General features: G+C 42.4%; 16 protein-coding genes and 1 pseudogene. All 17 read left to right on the forward strand.

Annotation, left to right across the window (positions count from 1 at the left end; all coding sequences use genetic code 11):
• Positions 1 to 66: 66 nt before the first annotated feature.
• The 17 genes and pseudogenes from ACJJII_RS15365 (at position 67) to ACJJII_RS15445 (ending at position 18,720) form a co-directional block, all read left to right on the forward strand.
• Entirely contained in the window at positions 67 to 1,431 is a 1,365-nt protein-coding gene (locus ACJJII_RS15365; RefSeq protein WP_444913284.1) for an IS4 family transposase, read from the forward strand.
• Positions 1,432 to 2,404: 973 nt separating this feature from the next.
• Positions 2,405 to 2,629, forward strand: a complete 225-nt coding sequence (locus ACJJII_RS15370) for a transposase (protein WP_444919278.1) — start codon at positions 2,405 to 2,407, stop codon at positions 2,627 to 2,629.
• A gap of 726 nt (positions 2,630 to 3,355) precedes the next feature.
• Positions 3,356 to 3,586, forward strand: a complete 231-nt coding sequence (locus tag ACJJII_RS15375; RefSeq protein ID WP_444916797.1) for an integrase core domain-containing protein — start codon at positions 3,356 to 3,358, stop codon at positions 3,584 to 3,586.
• A 392-nt stretch (positions 3,587 to 3,978) separates the two neighbouring features.
• Positions 3,979 to 4,299 (forward strand): hypothetical protein, encoded by a 321-nt coding sequence (locus tag ACJJII_RS15380; protein ID WP_444916798.1) that lies wholly within the window; start codon positions 3,979 to 3,981, stop codon positions 4,297 to 4,299.
• Between the two features lie 145 nt (positions 4,300 to 4,444).
• On the forward strand, positions 4,445 to 4,633 hold the full coding sequence (locus ACJJII_RS15385; protein WP_444916799.1) for a hypothetical protein: 189 nt from the start codon (positions 4,445 to 4,447) through the stop codon (positions 4,631 to 4,633).
• 389 nt (positions 4,634 to 5,022) lie between these two features.
• Positions 5,023 to 5,487: pseudogene (locus ACJJII_RS15390) on the forward strand (IS3 family transposase); the annotation flags it as partial.
• Between the two features lie 50 nt (positions 5,488 to 5,537).
• Positions 5,538 to 5,801 (forward strand): hypothetical protein, encoded by a 264-nt coding sequence (locus ACJJII_RS15395; protein WP_444916800.1) that lies wholly within the window; start codon positions 5,538 to 5,540, stop codon positions 5,799 to 5,801.
• A 1,096-nt stretch (positions 5,802 to 6,897) separates the two neighbouring features.
• Positions 6,898 to 7,263 (forward strand): hypothetical protein, encoded by a 366-nt coding sequence (locus tag ACJJII_RS15400; RefSeq protein ID WP_444916801.1) that lies wholly within the window; start codon positions 6,898 to 6,900, stop codon positions 7,261 to 7,263.
• A gap of 79 nt (positions 7,264 to 7,342) precedes the next feature.
• Positions 7,343 to 7,660 (forward strand): DUF4288 domain-containing protein, encoded by a 318-nt coding sequence (locus tag ACJJII_RS15405; RefSeq protein ID WP_444916802.1) that lies wholly within the window; start codon positions 7,343 to 7,345, stop codon positions 7,658 to 7,660.
• Between the two features lie 101 nt (positions 7,661 to 7,761).
• A complete protein-coding gene (locus ACJJII_RS15410; protein WP_444916803.1) occupies positions 7,762 to 8,307 on the forward strand; it encodes a CC0125/CC1285 family lipoprotein in 546 nt (181 codons plus the stop codon).
• Positions 8,308 to 8,956: 649 nt separating this feature from the next.
• Entirely contained in the window at positions 8,957 to 9,313 is a 357-nt protein-coding gene (locus tag ACJJII_RS15415; RefSeq protein ID WP_444916804.1) for a hypothetical protein, read from the forward strand.
• A 504-nt stretch (positions 9,314 to 9,817) separates the two neighbouring features.
• Positions 9,818 to 10,210, forward strand: coding sequence for a hypothetical protein (locus ACJJII_RS15420; RefSeq protein WP_444916805.1), 393 nt, complete (start codon positions 9,818 to 9,820; stop codon positions 10,208 to 10,210).
• Positions 10,211 to 10,344: 134 nt separating this feature from the next.
• Positions 10,345 to 10,692, forward strand: coding sequence for a hypothetical protein (locus tag ACJJII_RS15425; protein WP_444916806.1), 348 nt, complete (start codon positions 10,345 to 10,347; stop codon positions 10,690 to 10,692).
• A gap of 858 nt (positions 10,693 to 11,550) precedes the next feature.
• Positions 11,551 to 12,246, forward strand: a complete 696-nt coding sequence (locus ACJJII_RS15430) for an ABC transporter ATP-binding protein (protein WP_444916807.1) — start codon at positions 11,551 to 11,553, stop codon at positions 12,244 to 12,246.
• Complete coding sequence (locus ACJJII_RS15435) at positions 12,240 to 14,711, forward strand: ABC transporter permease (protein WP_444916808.1); 2,472 nt, start codon at positions 12,240 to 12,242, stop codon at positions 14,709 to 14,711. The genes ACJJII_RS15430 and ACJJII_RS15435 overlap by 7 nt, the downstream gene beginning before the upstream one ends.
• A 1,243-nt stretch (positions 14,712 to 15,954) precedes the next feature.
• Entirely contained in the window at positions 15,955 to 16,776 is an 822-nt protein-coding gene (locus ACJJII_RS15440; RefSeq protein WP_444916809.1) for a trypsin-like serine protease, read from the forward strand.
• 786 nt (positions 16,777 to 17,562) lie between these two features.
• Positions 17,563 to 18,720 (forward strand): acyltransferase family protein, encoded by a 1,158-nt coding sequence (locus ACJJII_RS15445; RefSeq protein WP_444916810.1) that lies wholly within the window; start codon positions 17,563 to 17,565, stop codon positions 18,718 to 18,720.
• The last annotated feature ends 681 nt before the right edge of the window (positions 18,721 to 19,401 follow it).

Below are 19,401 nucleotides of genomic sequence, written 5' to 3' on the forward strand. Positions count from 1 at the left end.
TTTATTATAGAAATCAATGAGTTACAGTTTTCACGGTATAGGAACTACAGATTTGGCTGGATAATTATGCAGGACTGGGTCAGGGACGAAGTGAAAAATCAGGTTATGGGTGATATACGATTGAATAAGCGGTTGTCGAATATTCTTAGTAATTTAAGTTCCGACCCAAAGAGTAGTATTCCCTGTGCAAACAAGTCTTGGGCAGAAACCTTTGCAGCCTATCGATTTATCGAAAATGATAAAGTTAGCTTTGACTCGATTATGAGTGGCCATAAATCAGCCACTCTTGAAAGAATCAAGGTTCAACCAGTTGTTCTTATCCCTCAGGATACCACTTTCCTAAATTTTGCTACCGATTTAGAAAGCAAAGAAATGGGAACACTTCGACGCAAAGAGACTAATCAGCAGCTCCTACATACGTCTATTGCTATCACACCATCCAGAGATAATCTGGGAATTATTGAGGGTAGCATGTGGCAGCGAGATAAAGAATCTAGTGCTAATTCTCGCTATACCAAGTCGATACAAGATAAAGAGAGTCGACGCTGGCTAGACCATTATGAATCAGCTTGTGAGATACAAGAACACTGCCCTGAAACCACGATTGTGAGCATCGCAGATAGAGAGGGGGATATTCATGAGTGGTTTCAATTAGCTGAAGACCAAAATGAACAGCGGCGTGCAAGCTATATTGTTCGAGCCAAGGCTAATCGTAGTTTAGAGATCGAAGGAGAAGATACGACTTTACTTTGGGACTATATGACCAAGCAGAAGTCCATCGGGAAATACTCAGTCCGTATCCCCAAAAGGAATGGACAACCAGAAAGGGAAGCTAAGGTCAGTGTATCCATTGCAGAAGTAAGATTACAGGGAAAAGGAAAATCAAAACGACCTCTTTCTATCTACGCAGTTTTTGCTAAGGAATTAAGCCCACCAGAAGGCAAAAAAGGTATTGAATGGATGCTGCTGACCGATCTTGCAGTTGAGGACTTTAAGCAAGCGAGGATCATCATTGAGTGGTATCGAAGTCGATGGGAAATTGAAACCTATTTTAGAGTGGTGAAAGGCGGATGCCAGATAGAAAGTAATCGCTTTAGAACCGAGCAGCGAATGCTGAACTGTATTGCAATCTATATGATTATTGGGTGGCGTCTACACTCCATGACAACACGAGCACGAACACTTCCTGATACATCGTGCACGAAAGTCTACTCCGAAAAAGAGTGGCGCATGATATGGATAATGCAAGCTAAAACCTCCCCACCAAATGAAGCTCCAAGTATGAGAGATATAACTCGTATGTTGGCAGGACTTGGAGGCTTTCTGGGGCGGAGCGGCGATGGTGAGCCTGGAGTTAAAACCGTTTGGCAAGGGTACACTAAACTGCTCCATTATATGGAGGCTGCGGAGGCTTTAAATGGAATTAAATGATGTGTATAAAACACAGGCAGGGCGTTATACGCGAAATTGATATGAAGTATCTACTAATACCAATAATACTTTTGATATTGACGGGCTGTGACACAATAAGAGGGGTCACTCGTGTCGCATATTTCGAGGCATACCCGACTACCGATTGCGTTTTGTCCGCTATGCAAGCTATCGATGGCATCTCTCAAATTTCTTACAGTAGGGAGGAAGGGGGCAGACCATTAACTTTGCATGGAATAGAAAAGCCAAATATCATTCACCGCTACTGGTATAGGTATAGCGGAATTAAGAATAACTTCTATTTTTTGGAATCCTACGATGGGAAAGTCGAATTCAGACATGGGTATGGATGTCTAAACTGCTATCCAGCCCAAGAAGCTATTGATGCAATCTACCCGTTTATTATCAAGCTAGAAAATCAACTGCAAGAACAATGTGCAATCAAAGAGCTGAAATCAGGAGTTCAGGAGTACTGTAGTGGTGTTAATTGTCCTAGCGCATAATAAAGCCATTAAATTCACTCCCTTTGGTCGCAGGACACTCGTAAACTTGCGCCGTTTATGGCGGCGTTAGGAGGCCCACAAATGCAGAGAAAGCACAGAATATTTTCCTACTTAACTGTGGGGATTGCTTCACTCTATATAGCTGGGTTCTTCTGCTTATACCCTCTGATGGCCAGATATACAGTTGGTGTAGAGCCAGGTTATAAAATCACACGTGCTGCTACTTTTCTACATAGTACTTTTTATCAGCCATTACTTTCTTATGCAGGCCCTGAGAGTCGCATCAGCAAATTGTGGTACAAGAATTTTCTTTACTGGTGTAATAGAGTTCACGAGAGAGAGTTTTGTGAATCAAGCTCCTAACAAGCGGCTGTAGTCACCATGCTTCGCATGGTTGGGACGGCTTGAAACCTTCCCCCATTGAGTGGACACCTACCTTTTGAATAGGGGAGGAAAAAAATTCGAAAATACTGAGTGAAGAGCGGGTTGTTACATATTCAACAGAGTTCAAAGTTAGAGTGGTAGCTCTCACTAACCAACTGAAAGTAGATACAACTACTATCGCCAACATTATTGGCTTGCATCCAGTAATGGAGTATAGATGGCGACAGGAGAGTAGAGAAGGCAAGTTGGTCGAGAAGCGCAGTCGTAGAATAGGTATGACAAAGATAACGAAAATTCCATCATCAAACTGATGAAAAAGAGATAGGACGTCTAAAAAAGCATGTTGAAAAATTGTAAAAGGAGAATGATTTCCTAAAAAAGTGGGAAATGTACCTGAAAGATCCAAAGCCGAGAGATTCTCATTCATAGCTCTTAATCGATCAGACTTTGGTGTCAGGTATTTATGTAGATAATTGAATGTTTCACCCCAAGAGTTTTATAAGTAACTCAACCGCGATGAGAGCACTCGAGACATAGAATATAGGCGAATTCTAGCCTGCATCGAAACTATCTATGCGCAGCATGATGGTAATTGTGGAAATCCAAGAATTAGCGCAGAGCTGAAAGCTAATGGTGAATGAATAAATCGCAAATGCGTTGAACGTCTTATGAGAGAGGCTGGAATCGTGAGGAAAGCTGGAAGAATCTTTCGTCGACGCCATTTGCCTGGAAATCCTTGCATTAAGGTTGAAGATTTACAAAGAGAGCATGGTATGCCGAGTAAACCAGACTCTCAATGGATTGGTGATGCCACCTATCTGAAGATCAATGGGCAATGGTAATATTTAGTTGTGATTATTGATCTTTACTCCCGGAAAGTGTTTGGTTGGGAGCTGTCGGATACTCGAACTGTTGAGTTAACACTGTCAGCGCAAAATAAAGCTGTCCGTTGCAGAAATATAGAATAAAATCTAATATTTCACAGCGACCGAGGTTCTGAGTACAATGCTTATGCATACCAAAATTGACTCAAAGAATTGGGTATTGAGCCGAGAATGAACCGTCCAGCATTTATGAGTGATAATGTATATGTAGAATCATTTTTTCAAACACTGAAAACTGATAGTTTCAAAGGATTTAATTTTGAATCCGTTGAGGATCTAAGAGCTAACTTAGCTTGGTATCTTGATAGGTACTATAACTTTAAAAGAAGACATGGTTCACTTGGGATCAAAAGCCCAGATGAATATGAAAGAATGGCCGCATAAGATGAATATAAGGTGGCGTTTACTTTAAGGGGGGAGGTTTCCCTCCAAAACGCTGGTGCGTTTTTCCGGTCCGTGTTGGCGGCGTTAGAGCAACTACTTTTTGTGGGCAAGACCATCCTCTGGAGGCATCGATGTGGTACGACCCGTATTGTAACCCCAAAAGATTTAATGAAAGGTATCAGTTCCTAGCTGCCAAACTTTCACAACAATGGCAAAATGAGTCCGAGTCTCCTCCGAAATTCAAAGAGTTGGTGGAGTTTACCTGTAAATGAATTTAACAAGGGTCAGCAATGGACTACCAAACCTGTCACTTTTTGTACCGGCACAGAAAAACCGTCAGATTTGTCAGCCGCTGTAGCCCCGCGTTAGCTATGTCAAGAGACGATTAAAAAATGGAAGGGCTGCTAAATAGTTTAGATAAGTTGGTGGTGGAGTATGATCTTGAGTCTAGAGCCTTTAAGGGAGCTAAAGAGTGGTCTTCATCCAAAGACTTTGATATTGACACTTCAATAACTAGTAAATTTAAATACAATTTTCATGCTCATAAACTTTGTTTTAAGCATGAGTTTAGGCCAAATCCATGCATAGAGACTTACCTTGATATCACTCTTGATGAAGAGGAAGTTGGTTATTACTGTTGGGTTCCTGATTTAAATGGTGAAGTTCTAGATGATATGTTAGTTATAACTGATAATGAGTTAAAGTATAACTAACAAGGTGCTTAAATGTTGGACACAAAACCCTGGCTTGTGCTCGTACCTGGCAAATTATAGCCAATGAATTTGTGCACTTAAGAGACGAAAGCCTGGAGCAACAACGGCTTCTGTGGTGCGAGAGCTAGGCGTCAGCGCACAGTAGATGTACAACTGGCGTCGTCAATTTAATCGATTGTCTGATAAGCAGTTCATTAGTTTAGATGGCGTCGACTATTCCAGACACGAAAGCAGCGCTGAAGTTCGCAAACTCAAGAAGGAGCTGCATGAAGCTCGTCAGGGGGTTGAGTTTCTAAAAAAGGCAGCTGCGTACTTTGCGAACCACCAAGAGTAAAGTACGCATTGATACAAGAGCATGTAGGGTCATTCCCGGTTAGCTTGATGTGTCGGTGTTTAGAAGTCTCAAGATCGGGTTATTATCGATGGCGTGGGCGGTTGCCATCTGCTCGCACGATTAGAAAGATACGAACAATCGAGAAAATCCGAGAGACGTTTGTTGAGTTTAAAGGTCGTTATGGCGCGCCTAGAATTGCTTGCGAGCTTCAAGAGTTAGGTGAGCCATGATCGCGGAACTACGTCGCATAAGCTTATGCAACAGGAGCATATTAAAGCGAGAAACGGCAAAGGCTTTCGATATAGTCAGCCCGTAGAGGGGAGCATTAACGTCTCCGCCAACTTACTTAAGCGTTGCTTTGATGTGGATCAACCAAAAGCCGCTGGACCAGTGACATTACGTATATCTGGGTTCTGGAGCGGTGGTTGCACTTCGGGGTTGTTATGGCCCTGTACTTTCGTCGTATTGTAGGTTGGGCATTTGACTCGCAGATGACCGATGAATTGACACGTCGAGCATTGAGAATGGCCCTAGAGCGACGACCAATAAAGCCTGGACTGCTAGTTCACTCTGATAAGGGTGTGCAATATCGATCGCAGAAATACCAGGATCTCTTGTCCGAAAGCAAGTGCAAACCGAGTATGAGTCGCCTGGCTAACTGTTGGGATAATGCGGCAATGGAATCATTCTTTAGTAGGCTAAAAGTCGAGCTGGTCTATGCCGGAACATTCGAAAGCGAAGAGCAAGCAAAATCTGAGGTGTTTGAATACATTGAGGTTTTCTACAATAGGGTTCGTAGGCACTCTGCATTGGGCTATGTAAGTCCAGCAGAGTATGAACGAAAATACGCATAGTTAGGGTGTCTACTTTTTGTGGGCAAGACCAGTTTTCAAAGGAGATGAACATGCAATCTATTACTAGAGGAATATTTTTCATATTGGCATTCATTCTCTTCATCTTTGGAGTAATAGATGTTGCAGAGCAATTCAAAGCAGGAGAAGATGTCAGGTGGCGAGTACCTATAATTCTCTTAGGATTTGGTGCCGGTATACCACTTGTTCTATTCTCGTTTCCTGAAATGTTTAGTACCGAAAGCGATGCTTGTGCGGAAAGAGAGTCCGGTGAGTGTTCATCTGACGATTATGGCGGCGATGGAGGAAGTGACTAAATAATGTACCAAACACTTAACAAGCGTAGGCACGCCGACAAAATTGGTGCTGCGCTTCAATTTTGCTCGCGCTACGAGCGTTAAAAGTCATGAATACTGAGCGAAAACTACTGTTGAACTACTTGTTTCTTTACCCATTCTACTATTTCGTTGCAATGACCATAGCTACATTAATACTGGTAGTAATTTTTAACTGGTCTAGTGATTTTGGAGTGAAGATATTTTACGTGTTCGCTGGTGTTATGGCTTTAGTTTCTTACGTCGCACACTGGGATATAGGTGCATATGCAATCAAAAATCTAATTAATGGTTCTCCTGAATCCAAAGGGTAAATTTATAATAAGGCTAGGCACAATCGCCCCTTCGGGGCTGGACCTCTGAACTGCGTACCCCGGCCTGTGCTGGCGGCGTTACTGTGGCGGTCATTTTTTAGAAGGTTTGTAGTTGCTGCAAGTATAAATCTCTGCCTGAGTACACTTTCCCTGAAAGTTTCCTTTGAGTTGGTACCATGATTTCTCTTTCGTGCCTTCGTTTTAAGTTAGCAAACCCTGCAGGCCAGCTGAGCCATCGCGGAGTGCCAATCAGATAGTTAATTGGTGGGGAAAGTGTGGTATTTTTTCTGTAAATTTACCGGGTATTGGCCAGCCAAAGGGTGGCTGGTAGAGAGCCTGTAGTTCGTTCAGAGCGCTCCAGCCATAACCAGACCGGGCTGTCCAGCCTGCGCTCCGCTGGCAACGTTATATTTCAGAGAAATTACGATAGATAGCAAGGAAAATCCAGTTGAATGGAGTCAATTAATGAATAAGCTAGAAGATGCACATGAGCATTTAGGAGATCTCATTAAAGAAATGGGAACTAAGGAGAGCGTCGATATTGAGGGCTATTCTATAGATATAGCCCACATATGCGCACTTAAGTCGAGCGTGGAATTTCCGTGATTTCAAAGGTGAAATGACTGAATCTCAATGGGAGAAGTTTCGTTCTTTTCCCTCTGATTTAGAGTCTATCGCGTTATGATATATAATTAGCGGCAGCACAATCGACTTTCGGCCTGGACTCAGTACTTCGTCCGTGCGCCGGAGGTTAAGTTTTTAACATGAATAGAAGCACCTTCTCAATAATCGGCGATCGTTATTTAGATACTCAGCATGGTGATGAATATATTGAAAGCCTTGAGTCCGAGCTAAGGCGGAGAGGTGTTGCGGGGCTATATCGCTGGCTTTTAGAATATGTTGCTGCTTCTAGCTTATGGTGGAAAATATTTAGGTTGGATTGGTGCGATCTAAATGAAACGGATATAAAAATAGGCTGGGTGCAAAACCTAGTGACATTTGGGTTGGCGGGTTTAATTTTTGTCTTCATGATCAACCTATGTGCAGGTGTAGTGGTGTTCTTAGCCCTGCATATTTTAACAACATGGATAGGTTTTGGGCTTCGTGCAGGCTCAAAACTTAACAAGTAAAGGCAGCATCGCCCTTCGGGCCGGACGCGCTAACGTGTGCCGCTGCTATAGGCGTTATGCTCTTCGGAGGAGAAATTATTTGATTTGGTACGGTGCTAGAAGCGTTTACCACTTCAGAGTCAATCCTGAAGGCTTGAATATCTTTGAAGAAAGAGTAGTTTGCATTAAAGCTGATTCTTTCAAGGAAGCGCATAGTAGAGCGAGAATAGAAGCTGAGGAATATGCTGAAAGCAACGGCTTTGATATGCATCCAGAGCAAGTTTGTTATAAACAAGATGGCGATAATCTTATTAAAAATTACGAAGTTTGGTCCGAGTTGTTTCAGTCAAATATGAGTCTTGAATCTTTTTATCAAGAGCGTTATTTAAAGTATTTATATGTTCCAGAGCAAACATAACCAGGCCAGGCTGTCCAGCCTACACTCTGCTTCGGTTGCCCTTGCGGGCAATGTTATGCATGTTAAGAGTTAAAAACTATAAACAAAGAGGGGGAATCCCAATGAAATTGAAATCACTCATGATCTTTTCTTTGGTTGCGGTGCTTGCTGGATGTGCAACGCCGTATCAAAACTCTGCTGGATCATTTACTGGAGGTCATTCTGTAAAGCATTTGGAGGGAGATATATATCGTGTTGGATTTTACGGAAATGGCTATACGACAAAAGAAACTGTACAAACATATTGGCTTTATCGCTGCGCGGAAGTAGCTATAGAAAATGGCTTTGAGGGCTTCGAAATTTTGTCGCATATTACTCTCACACAGAGCTTCGATATAGAGCAATTTTTCGCTGAAGAAAATCCGTACAAAAAAGTTCAAGTCTACTATATTCCAATGCATACAGCTCCTAAACCAGAAATCGTCGCGGATATTCGGCTCCTAAACCCTCCCTACGAAGTAAATCCTCCAAAGGTATTTAACGCTAGTGAGCTAAAAGCTGTTCTTGATCCGTATGTCAATGCAGAAAAAAAATGTGGATCTGGTAATGTTTGCGAACACGTTCACAAGTACCTACACCCAGAGGGCACCTTTGATTCCGGCATTTGATGTATAACAATGCGCTGCCGTATGACATCAGAAGCTATGCACCTTTTGTGTGTCGTTCGCTCTGTTCACATTTCACACACAAAAGGCGCTCCGTTTTTAATGCGACTGAGCGCGGTGTTAGAGAACCAATGAATAACGAACATAGGGCGCGGGATTGGATTAATTTTTTTAGAGAGATGTCAATTCTCAGATGCACAAGCACTAAAGAATCACCTCGAAAAGCCGTGTTTCTGAGTTCTGTCAGTGCGGTTGTAATAGCTTCAAAGTCCTGGTCCCGACTTCCACCAAAGAAATCGCAGTTCCAGGTAAATATAGTGTGATTTTTGAGGCAAACTTTAATCTTGCAGAAGCCGATAAAACGTTAGAGATCCTAGTATTCTCAGAAAAATCAGGAATGGTATGAATACATAGAAATAGACTGTTGTGGTAACAACTTACCTGTTCCAGAAGCAGTTGAGGTTGTTGGGGAGCCATTTCATATCAGTGCTGGTAGTGCGCTCGTTCTATAACAAGAGCCGGAACAAGCGTGCACTGGACTCGCAACAAGTTGCTCGCCTGTGTGGCGGGCTTTAGCGCTATTAGATTAATAATTATGTATAGACAGTTTGGTACCAATAAAGATAAGCTTAAGGCTGCGCAAGAAATTCTTATGTCTCTATTTGTGTTGGGTTGTGCTGCATTGTTTGTTGTTGTTTCATTTGCCGATAAGGAATATGGCGTTGCGGCATTCTTCCTCGCTTTTACTGTATTTTTTGGTGTTTATTCAATAGATAGAATAAAGTTGTCTTACATGTTCTATCCATTAGTTGTTGCAGAAAGGCATTTGATTACCCATTTAATGATGGGTAGTAGGAAAGTTTATGATATTGATAAAATATCAAAGTTATGGATAGTGAAGGATAGAGTGATATGGATCCATAGTGGCTGGCCAAGTGTTACATATGTAAGGGGCCTTTCCGAGGATCAAAAAATAGAGCTAAGAGAACTGTTAGTAGGAAAGTGCTAAAAAATTAATCAACGCGACCCCTGGCAAGGTGCGTCATTAAGGCGTTATGTCCCAGCCACGCTACGGAGTATTTTTCCGAAATGGAAAATTAATTTTATTCTTATCGTAATGCTTGGGATATTCCTCGTCAATTTAACTGTGGCGACTGTTCGAACCTACAATGACTGGAGAAGGGATGGAGATAGGTTGCATACAGCTATTTAGAGAGAGATTGTAAGAGGTAATTTTGAAGAAGTACTCCAGCTCTGTGAGAAAATATGGCCAAAGCGCCCTCATGACAGCAACTTATCTTGGTTCGAAGCAGATGTCCTCTTTTACCTGAAGTAGTACAAAGAGGCGAGAGAAAAATGGGAGTATATTCTTCATCATGAGCCAACTTGGAGTGATGATGCAAAGAAGTATATTGAAGCTACAGATTCAAAAACATAACAAAGTCAGGCAATGGGTTCAAGCCGAGGCCTGTGCGGTCCACTGCTAACGGCGTTATGCGTCTAAGGAGTATGCGTGGTCATCAAATCAGCCTTGAATTCAAACGAAAAGAATTTTATCGATTTTGTACATGCATGTGTAAAGTATTGCGCAAATGGAAATATTGAAGAGGCGTTTTCTATTCTAGATAAGCCAGTTAGTCCTGATAGACACCATTGGTCACCCGAGGATATAAAGGAAATTATTTTCGATCATTTTGATGACGGTAAACAGCCAGTAATAAGCTCCCCGGACAGTGTTGAAGAAACGATAAGGAAGGATATTTTTACATACGATGATGGTTTTGGTTCGGGAGTTGAATATGATTTACCATTGAATGGTGCGGTTAGTGATTTTATGCTTATGTTTGATTTCATTAAGGTTCGAGGCCAGATATTAATAATTCTGGATGATTGCTATCTCATGTAGCATGCATAACAAGCAGCCGCAGGGCGACAGCCAACGCTACGCATCTTTTGTGTTACTCGTTGGTGCTCAAACATTAACACAAAGTGCGCACCGCACCGCGCTGGGCGTTATGTCTTCGAAGGTCTTAAGAATTGATGAAGCTGAAATACTTTTTATCCGCCTTTTGTATTTCTTCAGGAATTATATTTGGCATTGTTTATGTACAAGATAATTGGCCTCAAAAGCTGACACGTGCAGAGTTGTTATATATGGGGTCATGTGATTTGGATGTCATAGATGGTATCTACGTCGATAAAGAAGATATGTGTGTTATTGAGCACCTTGAGAAACGTTGTAAAGGCTTAGATCAATGTTTTGTTGGTTGTGTAACTGGTGGAAAAGGAGTAGATGTCGGTGGTGGCTGTACACATCTTTGTAATTACATGCTAAGAAAAGAGTGGAGTGTTCCGGAAGAAGCTCTGTCATGCATAAATAGGACATAACAAGCTTATTAAACATCGTTACGACCAAAACGGCCTCTACTGGGCGCACTAAAAGCGTACACCGTTTATAAAAGCGTTAAAAGTAAAAATGAGAAAGTGCCCTAATTGTAGAAAAAATATTCAGCGGCTGGATTTTATGAGGATCTCCAGAATGTCCCCGATCCTATGCAATGAGTGCAGTAAGAAAATTACACTAGAGTATCCTAGCCAAATGATTCTCGGATTTTTTTGTTTGTTACTAATATTTTTGCTCATGGTCCTTGAAAGCAGAGGTCAAGATATACAAATTAGTACTCCAATCTATATTGGGTTAGCTGTCATAGGGTCAGTCGTGTATTTTAAAAGGTTAAGGTAAAGTGCATTTAGTCACTTTTAGCAAGGCCGTCAAACTCGGTCTGGCCAAAAGGAGCATGGACTCCATCTTCGGAACGACATAGCGTGGCAAAGACTAGATCTCAAGGACTTCAACAGATAAGCACCTCACAAAATACCGAAAGGAACCAAGGCATTCGTATACTCAATTGAAGAGCGTTAATACTGGAATTTTTTCCATTTTGAGATTGGTATTTATTAGGCAAAGTAAATATCGCTGGAAAGGCCTTTATATTTTGCTATTTATACGGCTTTGGAGGCCTTGCTCAACAGCTAGAGCAGTAGTAATGGATAACAAGCAGCTGTAATTCACGGCCTCCGGCTGCCAGACTGCGGACTTTCGTCATTACGCTAGGAATTTTGAGAAACATAAAGTCTCCTTATTCGCGCTCTGACAACTTAGTAACTTGTTTCCACTGATTTCACATTCATTTCACCTTTACTTCTTTAAAGTTCCGCTCAACCAGTTATTTCAGGAAGCTATCCATGTCGAGTAGCATTAACTTAAAGCAAATTGATCATCATTTTACCGCCGGGAAACAGCGGATTAGCCTGTTTAGGAATTTGAATATTGAGCTGTTCAGCGGCCATTCTTACGCAGTTGTTGGACCCTCTGGAGCAGGCAAATCAAGCTTATTGCTGTTAATGGCAGGTCTTGAACGCCCGGTTTCTGGCAAGGTGCAATTCCAGAATAATGGAGAGCAGCAACTATTAAAGAACCTGCGTCAAAGTTCAGGTTTTATTTTTCAGCAGTTTCACCTGTTGCCCGAACTTGATGCATTAAACAACGTCGCCCTGCCTTTAAAACTAAAAGGTGACAAACATGCATTATCCATAGCTGAATTATGGCTCGACAAGGTGGGGTTATCTAATCGAATGTATCATAAGCCACAGCAACTCAGTGGCGGTGAGCAACAACGGGTGGCCATTGCCCGTGCTTTTGTCATGAAGCCAGAATTTATTTTTGCCGATGAACCTACGGGCAACCTAGATGAGAAAACAGCGCAACATATCGCGCAATTGATGTTTGATTGTTGTCGGCAAAGCGGGGTGGGGCTGGTGCTGGTCACGCACTCGATGGAATTAGCAGAGCAGGCCGATACTTTACTGCAATTGAGCCAAGGCAAATTAGCGGTCAAGCCGCGCAACAAAGCTGCGGCTATGGCGGGCCCATTATGTTGATTTTATTTGTGTGGCAATTGTTCCGCCAGCAATATCACCAAGCGGATGTACGCTTAATTCGCTGGACTCAAGCAACTTTGATGTTTTTCATTTTAACGCTCAGCTTAACCAGCAGTTCCATTCAAACTTATTTAGCCAATAATTTACAGCAAATGCTCGGTAGCGATTTGGTGATTTCTCAGAATCAAGCGCTAACCGATGCACAACTAAGCAAGTTGCACCAGTATGCGCAGCAGTTGAGCGTTAGCCAGCTGGTGACTGTAACTTTGACTAATGATCACTATTGGCAAACGGTTCAATTAAAAGCAGTGGATGATCTTTATCCAGTACAAGGCACAGTGCAAGTGGCATTTGATAAGAATGGACAGGGGCAATCCCTGAGCCATGGGCCTAAATCTGGTGAAATCTGGGTCGATAGCCGATTGTTTTCTTCGCTGCAGCTCACCTTCGGTCAATCCTTAGACATCGGACATGGACAATTGAAGCTCACAGGTTTGGTACGACATGAACCCGACCGTCTGCTCGAAGGCCATTCCGTGGCGATGCGTGCATTGGTGCACCTGGATGATCTTTCAATGATACAAGCTGACAATATCCGCTTTCGCTATTTGCTTACGGGGGAGGAAAGCGAGCTGAATAACCTCAAGCAGTGGGCCACTACTGAGCTAGTGACCGCACAGCTTTACGACAAACACAGTGGCCATCCGCTGTCTTTGTTTTGGCAACGTGTTGAAAATTTTGTGGGTTTAGCATCGGTACTGTTGTTTTTGATGGCAGCCATTGCTATCGATCAAGCTGGTCGACGTCAGTTGATGTCCCAACAGCGCTTTGCGGCGGTATGTCTGGCCATGGGAAGTAATAAACTCCAGGTGTTCGCTTTTTCATTTGGTCAATGGCTACTAACAGTCATAGCAGGTCTACTTCCGGCAACCATCTTGGCATGGGGGGCGGGATACCTAATTTTGGAGCAAATGCAGATACAGTTTACGGACCTAACAGTCACCTGGATATGGGCGGATTTATTCAGCAGTTATGCGCTGTTGTTGGCTCTATTGGCGATTTTCCAAATTCCCAATTGGCTAGTGATGGTCAAAGTAACCCCGGCGCAATTGATTCGCCAAATGGCGAGTCTGAATCACTTATTGCCTCGCTATGGATTTGCGTTAACCGGTGTGGCTGTGGTGGTCTTCGTTTACTCCGACAACGGTCTGCTCACGGCCATGACTCTATCCGCTATGGCGGCCACCTTGATATTGATGATGGTATTGACTTGGTTGGTATTGAGGTTGGGCTATACGGTGACGAGCCGTGCAACGGGCATGATGGCTTTTGGTTTTTATATGATGAAACAGCGCTTGCTCAGCAAATCCATTCAAATTCTGGGTGTTGGAATGTGTGCCACTTTGTTGCTATTCACCTTAAGTTTGATGAAAGACATTGGCCAAACCATGGAAAGCTATACCCGCGAGCACGATGGTAATCTGATGATCACCCAAGCCAATGAACAACAGGTGCAAGACATTCGCCAATGGAGTGCGCAAACTGGCAGTGAGATTCGCCAATTAAAGCCATTTTGGTACGGACAGTTAAGCCATGTCAATGGCCAGACCTTGGTGGAATTTGCCACCGGCCCCAGCGAAAGTTTGGCTAGTTTACAAAAGCCTATCCGCTTGCATTTCAGTATTAAGCAAGCAAACAACAACCAAACCGTGATTGGCCAACGCTGGAAAGAAGGGGATGCTGACTGGCAACAAGTATCGGTGGAGCAAGAAGTTATGACCGATATGGGGTTGAAGCTCGGCGACCAATTGCGGTTTGAAGTTGCGGGGCAATCTTTGAACTTTGAAATTAAAGCCAGTCATAAATATGTACCAGGCAAAGGTTCCATCACCTTTTGGTTTAATGTGCCACAAAGCACCATGAACCAGCTTCAAATGCCGCCTCTTTATATGGGGAGTCTAGAGCTTGCGGGCACTTCTTGGGGACAATTGGCAGAGCTTTGGCAGCGTCATCCATCATTGCGGTTAATCTCGGTGCGCGAATTGACGCAACGCTTTGATGATACTTTATCGATGGTCATTATGCTGGTATCTGGATTTAGTTTGATGATTATTTTGTTGGCAGTGCTGGTGATCAGTGCATCGGTCAAAGGCTATGAAGCTGATGAGCGTAAAAAGAACGCTTTACTGATCAGCTTTGGTCAATCACGCCTTGCGTGCTGTAAACTAAGCCTGTTTGAGTGGTTGTTGACTTCTTTAATTGCTAGCGTGGGAGCCATTTTAGGTACTTACCTTACGGCTCAATTGATCTATCAGTCTCAATTTGGTATCAATTACAAGCCGGATTGGTTATGGATCATCGTTACTTTACTCGTCAGTGCATTGGTGGTGTGCAGCGCTGGTATGATAGCCAATCGCAGCAGTTTAAAGTTTTCCGTTGGGACCTTGTTAAGGAATATAGGGTGAATAAAATTTTAATTTTGTTGTTGGAAGTTCCAAAGAATTAGGCCAATAACGTCATCGAATATTTTGAGCCCAAAGACCTGTTGGAAAATTACGCTAACCGTCTGAGAAGGAGACACGATCCTCAGTCATCCGGGTGGGCAGTTTGGTCTAATAAACAATAGTGGCGGAGATATAGAGTGGCTTATTATCCAGGCCAGTAGGAAGTAGCAATTCATAACAAGTGATTACGATTGCTTGTCAAGCCTTTAAGCTATACCTTCATCCCAGTCGGTGCTATTTTTACCAAGGTATTTAGGGTTGTAAGCTGCTTTCTCATGTAAGTAATTAGGGCGATATTTTTGGGCTTGTCAGCGTCGACTAGTCGCTTATACATCGGCATAAAATTGAGATGAAATTGTAAGCAGACATAGTGGAAAGAAGTAGAAACGTGCGTACACGATGTCTTCCGCTTCGATTTTATCCTTTGCGCTGGAAGCTGCCGCTATCACAGTTCATCAGGGCGATATCTACAAGTTCAGCAATTTCTTTTCGATTCAATTTTCCTGGCTTTATAACAGGTAATCTAGGCTTCATATCCTCATCAAAATGTGCGGTGTCAATAGCGTCTAGTTTGTCAGTCTTGGCGAGTCGTCCGACAGACTAGGTTGCGAAGGGGTGCAAGAGACAATAGGCAACATCGCAATGTCAGAGACACATACGAATTATATCCCAAGTCTCCCAGTAGACTCTGTTAATACTCTTCAAGGTTTAATAGATTGTAGGTGCTTAATGCCACTTCTATCATTGATAGCACTAAAGTACTGGTCAGTAGGCCTCACATAAATATCGAGTTCTCTACTGCTTGTATTAATGTCGACATTGATCTCTTGAGGTTCTATAAGATAAGCTATCTCCGACTTGCTATTCGGGTTCGATGCCCACATGACTATTCGAGTTATGCCTAGTGGGTGCTTATCACATTCATACTTGCTATCGCTCTTTTATGAACTGGCTAGGCAGCGAACTGTGATAAACAAATCTTTCGGTGGTCGCTGAAGGTTTGACTCAATTTATCCGTCATTGAAAAGGACTTTCAACATCAGAATCAGGGAAGAACAACCATACAAGATTAATTTCATAGGGAAGTGTAAACCTGTCACTTTGCTTGCAAAAATACACGAGTAAACCGCTAGCTTTGCACTACTCGTATTTAGGGCATTAGCCTATTGACTGTCGTTTCGAAGTAAATGTTGGAATGAAGGATATGAAAAATATAAAGCCATACTTTTTCTCGCTCATACTTACTGCATCTTTTGCGGCCAATGCCATAGTCATTCGTCATGATATTGAAGATAATAAATATCAAATTCCAGCATCTACCTTTCCAGCGCTTGCTGACTTTCCAAGTGAAGGGCACGGTGTATTAATTTACCCTCAATGGGTTGTTACAGCTGCACATGTAGCTTGTATGCAGCATTGTATTGAGGAGATAATGATTAACGGCCTATCACGTACGGTGGAGACAGTAATTATACATCCAGGATACAAGGAGCCACCTTCAACTCTTGTTGAAGGTGCATTAGCCTCGGGTGATGGATCAAATTTGAGGGAGTTTTTGGCATTGTCCGATGATATTGCGCTTATTAAGCTTAAAGAACCAATTGCCGATGTTGAACCTATCTCTCTTTTTCTTGGTAGTGATGAGAAAGGCAAGACTGTCCAAATAATCGGTAAAGGGGCGACGGGCAATGGCTATGATGGAGTGGAGCCTCAAACTCCCCATCGAACCACTTTACGCCGAGCTTATAATGTCATTTCTAATGTAGATGCACGTTGGATTTCCTACAAATTCGATTCGCCAAAATCTGCTATTCCACTCGAGGGTGTGTCGGGTAGTGGCGATAGTGGAAGCCCCGTCCTGATTAAGGGAAATGAGAAATGGTATCTTGCTGGCCTTGCTTCGTGGATGTCTAGTGAAAAAGATCTTCGTACATATAATGGCCCATTTTACGGTGATCGTGGAAATAGCGTTCGGATTTCTCATTACATAGCATGGATCGAAAGCACCATATCTGCCGAGGAATAAAAACAGAGATCCGCGCTGACGGGAGGCTAGCGAAGCGTTGCTAGGCATGAGAGATAAGACTTACCTACGTTTAGTAGGCACCCTGTATAATTGAGAATAGGCGAGTCGTGCTCACGGAGCTACGTCGTTAAGCTTATGCAACAGGAGCATATTGAAGCGAGAAATGGCAAGGCTTTCGATATAGTCAGCCCGTAGATGGGGGCATCAATGTCGCCGTCAACCTACTTAAGCGTTGCTTCGATGTGGATCGACCAAATTGCCGCTGGACCAGTGACATTACGTATAGGTGGGTTATGGAACAGTGGCTGAGCCTCACAGCAGTGATAGATTTGTATACTAGACGTATTTGAGGTTGGGCATTCGACTCCCAGGTGGCGGATGATTTGATACGTCGAGCACTGAAAATGGCTCTAGAGCGACGACAAATAAAGCCTGGACTAATAGTTCACTCTGACAGGGGGGCAATATCGATCGCAGAAATACCAGATCTCTTGTCCGAAAGCAAGTGCAAGCCTAGTATGAGTCGCCAGGCTAACTGTTGGGATAATGCGGCAATGGAATCTTTCTTTAGCAGGCTAAAAGTCGAGTTGGTCTATGCCGGAATACTCGAAAACGAAGAGTAACCAAAATCTGAGGTTTTTGAATACATTGAGGTTTCCTACTATGGGGTTTGTAGGCACTCTGCATTAGGCTATACGGGTCCAGTAGAGTATGGGAGCAAATGCACATAGTTAGAGCGTCTACTTTTTGTGGGAAAGTCCAAAGCCAATGGAAGGTTCGGGTTAAATGAAAGAAAGAAGATATTCAGAATTAGACTGGTTAAGAGTTTTTCTAATCTTGGCTGTATTCTTACATCATGTATTCATGCCGTTTAATGGGGATGGTTGGCATGTGATGAATGGAAAATCAAGTAAGTTACTTGATGATATCATGGTGTATTTTGAGCAGCTAAGATTGCATACTCTCTTTTTTATCGCTGGAGTAGGTAGCCTGCTTTTGCTAAAAAAGATTAATACGAGAACATTTATCGTCAATAAGTTCCATCGGCTTTTTGTCCCACTAATTGTTGGCATGGTACTCATTGTGCCACCTCAAAATTACTTCGAAAACATAAATGACTACACAAGTATAATTGATGCGTATCAGCATTTATCTCTGACATTTGAATCTAATCATCTTTGGTTTATCGAGTTCCTTATTGTGTTTATGTTGCTTGCCGTACCTTTTAAGTCAGGGCTCGACAGCCAAGTGGGTAAAGCCTTTATTATCAGACTTGAGCGGCTAGCGTTATTTAAGCATGGATTGTTTTCACTTGTCCTTGTAGTTCTATTGTTGAGGTGCGGCCTTAAACTTCTAATGCCTGCTCAAGATAACAGTATTGATAACTTATCTGTATCGTTGTTTTTCTTTCTGTTCTTCATGGCTGGTATGTGTTTCATGAGTAGTCCTAAAATATGGGAATCTGTGACTAAAAACCGGTCAATCAATCTAAAATGGTTCATATTTAGCACTATTCTATTTTATGGATACTACTTCAAACCTGATATTAGCGAATATGTATCACTAGAGGTACGCTGGCAGCTTTGGTGGTTAGTTTGTACACTTGTTTCTTGGTCTGGGCTGTTGGTATTAGTGGGGTATGCAAGTGCGTTCTTCAAGCAAACACCCAAATGGCTACATACCGCAAATGAATTGATTTATCCATTCTATATATTGCACCAAACAGTTATCGTTGCGCTTGCCTTTTATATAGTGCAATGGGATGCAAGTATTGCGGTAAAGTCAATGAGCTTATTACTTGGTGCGTCCCTTATATGTATTTTGCTATGTTATTTTGTCGTAAAGCCTATAGGTATTTTTCGTTATCTGTTTGGTTTAAAGTCAAAGCGTGTAGTTTATAAGAGTTTAAGTCAGCAGGGCGCTGTAAGCGATGCCTCAGTTTGAGGTGGTCATTTTTTAGATGGTTTGTAGTTGCAAGCACCACTGAACACACATCTCAGAGAGTTTTTCTGGAAGCTAGCGCAGTAGTTTCGTTCGAGCGGCTGTATTTTGATCTAACAGGCTCCACAAATTAGCAGCGTCGGGGGCTATCAGGCAGTTAATTGAGGGGCAGAGTATGTAGATCGTTCAGAGGGCGTCAGCTATAACTAGGCCAGGCAAGATTTCCCGGCCGGAGACTAGGTTGGACAGCCTACGTTACTCTTTGACTGCTCTTTATTGCAACGTTATGTTATATGCATGGGCAGCAAAATTGAAAAAGCGTTCTTAATCCCATTCATATTAAGCATTTCTTACTACATTTCCTGATGTATATTCAGAGCTGCTAATTTGCACTGGGATAATGGCTACAATATCCCTGGCTTTCTGATACTATTACTTTCATACCCTTGGACCTTAATTACCCTTTATCAGTCACCAATATTATTTATAGATAATTTGGTTGGCTTTTACCCAAGAGCATTAATTTTAGGTATCATTGCTAGCTTGGGTTTTAGTTCAATTTTTTACCAGTAGTTTACGTAGGTAGATTATGTGTTCGTAAAGCATATAATATGCTGGCGCATTTAAAAGCGAAGAGTAAGTAAAATCTGAAGTGTTTGAATATATTTAAATTTATACAATAAG

The organism is Microbulbifer maximicatervae (SeqCode) (assembly GCF_052467825.1).

Bases quoted from the DNA above. Each gene is read 5' to 3' on its own strand.
- ACJJII_RS15365 (WP_444913284.1), top strand. From the start codon at position 67: ATGCAGGACTGGGTCAGGGACGAAGTGAAAAATCAGGTTATGGGTGAT.
- ACJJII_RS15380 (WP_444916798.1), top strand. From the start codon at position 3,979: ATGGAAGGGCTGCTAAATAGTTTAGATAAGTTGGTGGTGGAGTATGAT.
- ACJJII_RS15385 (WP_444916799.1), top strand. From the start codon at position 4,445: ATGTACAACTGGCGTCGTCAATTTAATCGATTGTCTGATAAGCAGTTC.
- ACJJII_RS15395 (WP_444916800.1), top strand. From the start codon at position 5,538: ATGCAATCTATTACTAGAGGAATATTTTTCATATTGGCATTCATTCTC.
- ACJJII_RS15400 (WP_444916801.1), top strand. From the start codon at position 6,898: ATGAATAGAAGCACCTTCTCAATAATCGGCGATCGTTATTTAGATACT.
- ACJJII_RS15410 (WP_444916803.1), top strand. From the start codon at position 7,762: ATGAAATTGAAATCACTCATGATCTTTTCTTTGGTTGCGGTGCTTGCT.
- ACJJII_RS15415 (WP_444916804.1), top strand. From the start codon at position 8,957: ATGTCTCTATTTGTGTTGGGTTGTGCTGCATTGTTTGTTGTTGTTTCA.
- ACJJII_RS15425 (WP_444916806.1), top strand. From the start codon at position 10,345: ATGAAGCTGAAATACTTTTTATCCGCCTTTTGTATTTCTTCAGGAATT.
- ACJJII_RS15430 (WP_444916807.1), top strand. From the start codon at position 11,551: ATGTCGAGTAGCATTAACTTAAAGCAAATTGATCATCATTTTACCGCC.
- ACJJII_RS15435 (WP_444916808.1), top strand. From the start codon at position 12,240: ATGTTGATTTTATTTGTGTGGCAATTGTTCCGCCAGCAATATCACCAA.
- ACJJII_RS15440 (WP_444916809.1), top strand. From the start codon at position 15,955: ATGAAAAATATAAAGCCATACTTTTTCTCGCTCATACTTACTGCATCT.
- ACJJII_RS15445 (WP_444916810.1), top strand. From the start codon at position 17,563: ATGAAAGAAAGAAGATATTCAGAATTAGACTGGTTAAGAGTTTTTCTA.